Below are 4,966 nucleotides of genomic sequence, written 5' to 3' on the forward strand. Positions count from 1 at the left end.
TAAAACACCAAATATGGTATACAAATTAACTGCTTAAATTCATGTTTAACCTGTAGCCATATTTCAGGACGAGACATATGAAAAAACTCCTGCTCTACTTTTCTGCATTTGTCGGAATTATATGTTTGATAACAAAAATTATTGGATTTTATCGGACTGAAAAACTGATTAATCAATATTATAAAAATTGTGAAAAAGTGGAAATCGGAATGACTTTAGAGCAAGCGAGAGGAATAATCGGCGATTTAAAATATCAATATTGGACACAAGATAAAAAATCTGGAGAAATAATAATTTCTGAATCTAATGGTAAACTAAACTATAGTTTGGAATACCCTTTGGTTTTTGCTGGTTCTGATAATATGAGAATTTATTTTGACCCAATTACATTACTTGTGACTGACAAATTTTGTGGAGAATAAAAAAATACTGTGGGCAACACCATATAACCGCAATTACGGCGGATTCGACTACGTCCGAATCCACTCGGAATTGCTAACGTCTATGCTAAACCGAAAAACAAAGTAAACCAAACCGATAACTGACGGTAATACAAGACCGTTACCTTTAATTGCGAATGACAGAAATAAAGAATTTAATGACAATAAAAGAAGTTAAAAGGTTTCTTATTTGCGGTTTACTCTTTTCTGCCTTTTTTGGTTGTTCACCAACGTTAAATATTACCGATTTAGAAAAAAGGATAAATAAACATTATACTGCATCTAGCGAAGGTGATATTGAATACTTCCTGAAAAATACACCAACTAAATTTGTTAAGGAATATGGAGAAGATGGAGTAAAGAAAAAACTCCACCAAATGTATGATAATAGAGAGTATCCAGAACTTTACAATTCCATAGGGGAATTAAGTGTCCAAGATAGAAGCAAATGCAATTCAACCTATTATTACAAAGTAAAATATATTATTGATAGAATACAACACACACCATATCTAGATTCTACAGCCCTGAAATTAAACCAAGAAAAATATGGGTTTGAACATGTTCACTTTAATCCTAAGTTAAAAACTCTTCAAGTAAGAGAAAATAAAGAAACTATATTGCTATTTGACAAAAAAGCAAAAGAGTGGATTTTCCTTGATTATGATTCTGATATGACATATTTGAACCGATATTTTGGACATGGTTTTTCAGATTGCTTACAAACCAAAATACAAAGTTCAACCTATATAAACTATTGAATTTAAAAGAAACAACTAAAGGTAACAATGTATATAAAAAATTGCTACTTTAGTTCTAAACCGATAGAGGTTGCTTGTTTTGCTAACTCTGATTTTCCTACGGAAAATCCTCGCACACAAAACCGCAACTTTCCATATACGAACCGTTAGCTGCAATAATGAAACAAAATTATGGATGTCACTTTAAGCGTTTTTTCAAGCAATATTTCCTCTGTACTTTCCATATACCAAGATTCTGAAAAAATAAGATTGGAAAATAAAAATCAGTTGCTTGAAAAATTAGAAAAAGATGCTAATTGGACAAATTCTGAATTTGAACAATTTTCTCACTATGAATTTCATTTTGAATGGCTATTAATACATTCTCTCTTCATTTCTGCTTATTCATATTTTGAGAATTTTATGTTTTCAATCGCTAGACAAATTGAGAAAAAAACCGAATCGGAAATAAAACTAAATGACATTAGAGGAAAAGGAGATTTAGACTGCTATCGAAAATATATAAACAAAATTGGAGAAATTAAAGCAGCAAAAAATGATTCTAAGAATTGGAATCAAATTTCGGAATTTAAAGCCATTAGAAATTCAATAATTCATAAATATGGGGTAATGGATAAAAAAGTAAATCTGATTAAAAAATACGATTTATATTTTGGCCCTAGCGAAAAAATGATTCGTGTAAAAAACATAAAATTTCTAGAGGACTTTTGCGCTTTATCTATTGAATATATGAACGAAATAGTTAATGAAATAAAAGAAAAAAATTACAGCAGCTAACACCGGCTATAGTTCATTGCTTCTGACTTTCCTCGCGGAAAGTCCTCGCAAATTTGCTATCTTCGGTTTACGGCGGAAAATCCTAGCGGATTTTCACGCAACGAAACCATAGCCAAACACGTTGTGTGTAATTTGAGAAACCCTAATAATTTGAGGATTATCACAAACTCAAAAGGAATTAAAAAATGATTGTATCTGATATTGGAACTGTGACTGTTTTAGTCATTCTATTATTTGGACTTCCAATATTATGGAATGCTAAAAAAAATGGACTTTGGAAATCACTCAACTTAATCGGACTGATAAAAACAATCAATAAATCTCTAATAATTCAGGGAATAATCGGACTGGTTTTAATACCACTGACTTGGTTATGGAATTCAGCGGATTTTAAATTTGACAGCTTAATAACAGGAACAACCTACACCTATTTAGTAATCGGACTTTTTATGTATTTACCTGCATTAGGAATATTGAATTTAATAAAACTTATTGTCGAAAAAAAACTCAAAAATGAAAATGCGGAATAAAAAACTACACACAACATTATATAACCGCAATTACGGCGGATTCGACTACGTCCGAATCCACTCGGAATTGCTAAAGCCAGTGCTAAACCGAAAAACAAAGTAAACCAAACCGATAACTGACGGTTATACGAACCGTTGTGGCTAATTTGACCCAAATCTGAAATGAAAGCAAAAATTGGAATCGGAATTATAATAATAGCCTTTTTGGTTTGCTTAAATCCGTACTTACTGATTTTCGGAGTTCCTCTGTTCTTAATCGGAATTATAACACTTCTGCTTTCCGATAAAAAATTAAAAACAAAACTGATTTGGATTTTGACACCAATAATTTTATGGTATCCGAGTATGTATTTGTATTTCTACTTAATGGGAACAATCGGAACAGCAACTGCACAAAAACTTGATTTAATATTTCCAGAGAACTTTAAAGGAAAAGCAATTGTGGTTTCTGATATGCCTTGCGGAGAGGAAATCGAAATTATTGACAACCGAGAACAATTAAGAATTCCTGAAAACGGAATTTTGCTTTACAAGGGAAATTTAAAAAGCGGATATATTAATAATCGTTATTTCAAAATTGACAATAACGGAAATAAAACAGAAATCCCATTTCGAGCTAATCATATGTTTTGGGAGGATTCAGAAAATAAACCGGACGAAAGTGAAGTTGGAATTTGGTTAAGTGGTGGAGGAACTAAATACAATCCGAATGGCAGAATTAATTACTCATTCAGAGAATATGTAATCAGTTCAAAAGATAGTTTAGCCAAATGGAGTGAATTTAAACGCTCTAGAGAATTAGAAAAGATAACTGACAGTTTAGTCGCAATATGTAAAAATTAAAACTAGCCACAACACCGTGTAAGCGCAATAACGGCGGAATTTTCGGTAGAAAATTCTCGCCTTTTTATTAACTTGGTGGCGTCAGCGGAAAGCACTCGCGCACTTTCCCATTACTGACGCTTACACAAACACGTTGGCAGTAATTTAAAAAATTAATATTGAGAAGAGTTTTTAAGGTAATAATAATTTTCGTTTCCTTCTTAGCAATAGGTTTATTAGCTAATAGGTATTATTATGATTTTAAGGAGTGTTGGACATTGAGAAATAAAATAATATGGACTAAAAGCAAAGAGTTGGTTTGGAGCGATTTTGTTTATGATGAAAATTTAGATTTGACTGATAATATTGACGCAAATATTGGTATATCTGCAAGATATCGGATTAATAACAAAATTCACTATAGGTCAAATACTGTCTTTGTACCGAGTAAATCTTTCGTATCGGATACAACTAATCCGTTAGCTTTACGCATTGCCAATACAAGATTTGATCTCTGCGAGGTTTACCGTAGAAAATTAGAAACGCGGATTGATAGTTTGCGGACAGTTGGTTCAGAAAATATTGATTTAGAAGATTTAGCTAAACAGGATGTGATTTTCGTAGAAAAATTTTCGGAGGAATGGACAAAATTTCTAAATGTACCCCAAAAAGAAATGTTAGCTGAACTTGAAATACTTGAAACAAGAATAAAAAAAGAGCTAAGTAACTAAAAAAACTACAGCCAACACCATATAAAAATAATGCTTAAGTTTAATCCTATATCGAAAGTTCGTGCTTCTTTGGTCACTCTGATTTTCCTACGGAAAATCCTCGGACACAAAACCGCACTATTCTTATACACACCGTTGTAGCCAATTTAAATGAAACAAGCTAAGGACATTTTTTTTAAATATATTGGGAGTAATTTCCATATGACAAGAGATGGAATAATTTCGACCTATAAAAAATTCTCTGTCTCAAAAGACCAAGAACAAAAATGGATAAATGAAATGTTTGAAAATGGCTTTTTAAAAGTTAGTTCAGAAGATTTACATTCAGTAACATCATTAGGCTACTTAATTGAGCATCATAATAAAATAGATTATTTCAACCGCTTTATTGAAAAAATAGAAAGAAAAATTGACCGAAATACTAATAAATATAATTTATTGAGATTCGCAGAAACCATTTTCTCATTGATTGAAAATTTGACTCGATTTGAAAATAAACTAAATAAAGACCAAATAATAAATGGAATTTATACAACATCTAGAATTTTAAAAAAAGCTAAAGAAAAAGCTCTTCCTCCTGACTTTAAGAATCCTGATTTTGAACTTATTGATAGTAATTTAACACAAGAACAGTATTTGAATAGAAAAATTAGCGAATTGGAATACAAAATTAGACTTGTTAAAATTTTAGAATAAAAACTGGCTACAACACCGGCTATAGTTCATTGCTTCCGACTTTCCTCTCGGAAAGTCCTCGCAAATTTGCTATCTTCGGTTTACGGCGGAAAATCCTAGCGGATTTTTCCGCAACGAAACCATAGCCAAACACGTTGCCCACAATATCAAAATGAGCAGAGTAAGAACCTTTCTAAAATCTTTAAACAAACGTGAATTAGCTTATTTTG

The 4,966-nt window shown here is 31.5% G+C and carries 7 protein-coding genes; all 7 read left to right on the top strand.

Translation table 11 applies throughout. The features are described 5' to 3' along the window. The first annotated feature begins 77 nt into the window (after nt 1-77). The 7 genes from ICJ85_RS15935 (at nt 78) to ICJ85_RS15965 (ending at nt 4,757) form a co-directional block, all read left to right on the top strand. Nucleotides 78-422, top strand: a complete 345-nt coding sequence (locus ICJ85_RS15935) for a hypothetical protein (RefSeq protein ID WP_188224791.1) — start codon at nt 78-80, stop codon at nt 420-422. 155 nt (nt 423-577) lie between these two features. Then, nucleotides 578-1,201 (top strand): hypothetical protein, encoded by a 624-nt coding sequence (locus ICJ85_RS15940; protein ID WP_188224792.1) that lies wholly within the window; start codon nt 578-580, stop codon nt 1,199-1,201. Nucleotides 1,202-1,372: 171 nt separating this feature from the next. Next, nucleotides 1,373-1,978: a hypothetical protein gene (locus tag ICJ85_RS15945; RefSeq protein WP_188224793.1), complete on the top strand. Its 606-nt coding sequence runs from the start codon at nt 1,373-1,375 to the stop codon at nt 1,976-1,978. A 185-nt stretch (nt 1,979-2,163) separates the two neighbouring features. Then, nucleotides 2,164-2,508 carry a hypothetical protein gene (locus ICJ85_RS15950; protein WP_188224794.1) on the top strand — a complete coding sequence of 115 codons (345 nt, stop codon included), beginning with the start codon at nt 2,164-2,166 and terminating at the stop codon, nt 2,506-2,508. Nucleotides 2,509-2,670: 162 nt separating this feature from the next. Continuing rightward, nucleotides 2,671-3,351 (top strand): DUF6843 domain-containing protein, encoded by a 681-nt coding sequence (locus ICJ85_RS15955; protein ID WP_188224795.1) that lies wholly within the window; start codon nt 2,671-2,673, stop codon nt 3,349-3,351. A 158-nt stretch (nt 3,352-3,509) separates the two neighbouring features. Continuing rightward, a complete protein-coding gene (locus tag ICJ85_RS15960; protein WP_188224796.1) occupies nt 3,510-4,061 on the top strand; it encodes a hypothetical protein in 552 nt (183 codons plus the stop codon). A gap of 150 nt (nt 4,062-4,211) precedes the next feature. Beyond that, nucleotides 4,212-4,757 carry a hypothetical protein gene (locus ICJ85_RS15965; protein WP_188224797.1) on the top strand — a complete coding sequence of 182 codons (546 nt, stop codon included), beginning with the start codon at nt 4,212-4,214 and terminating at the stop codon, nt 4,755-4,757. Nucleotides 4,758-4,966 lie beyond the last annotated feature (209 nt).

Origin of the sequence: Aestuariibaculum marinum (genome assembly GCF_014596975.1) — a bacterium.
Lineage (GTDB): Bacteria > Bacteroidota > Bacteroidia > Flavobacteriales > Flavobacteriaceae > Aestuariibaculum > Aestuariibaculum marinum.

Bases quoted from the DNA above. Each gene is read 5' to 3' on its own strand.
- ICJ85_RS15965 (WP_188224797.1), top strand. From the start codon at position 4,212: ATGAAACAAGCTAAGGACATTTTTTTTAAATATATTGGGAGTAATTTC.
- ICJ85_RS15940 (WP_188224792.1), top strand. From the start codon at position 578: ATGACAGAAATAAAGAATTTAATGACAATAAAAGAAGTTAAAAGGTTT.
- ICJ85_RS15935 (WP_188224791.1), top strand. From the start codon at position 78: ATGAAAAAACTCCTGCTCTACTTTTCTGCATTTGTCGGAATTATATGT.
- ICJ85_RS15945 (WP_188224793.1), top strand. From the start codon at position 1,373: ATGGATGTCACTTTAAGCGTTTTTTCAAGCAATATTTCCTCTGTACTT.
- ICJ85_RS15950 (WP_188224794.1), top strand. From the start codon at position 2,164: ATGATTGTATCTGATATTGGAACTGTGACTGTTTTAGTCATTCTATTA.
- ICJ85_RS15955 (WP_188224795.1), top strand. From the start codon at position 2,671: ATGAAAGCAAAAATTGGAATCGGAATTATAATAATAGCCTTTTTGGTT.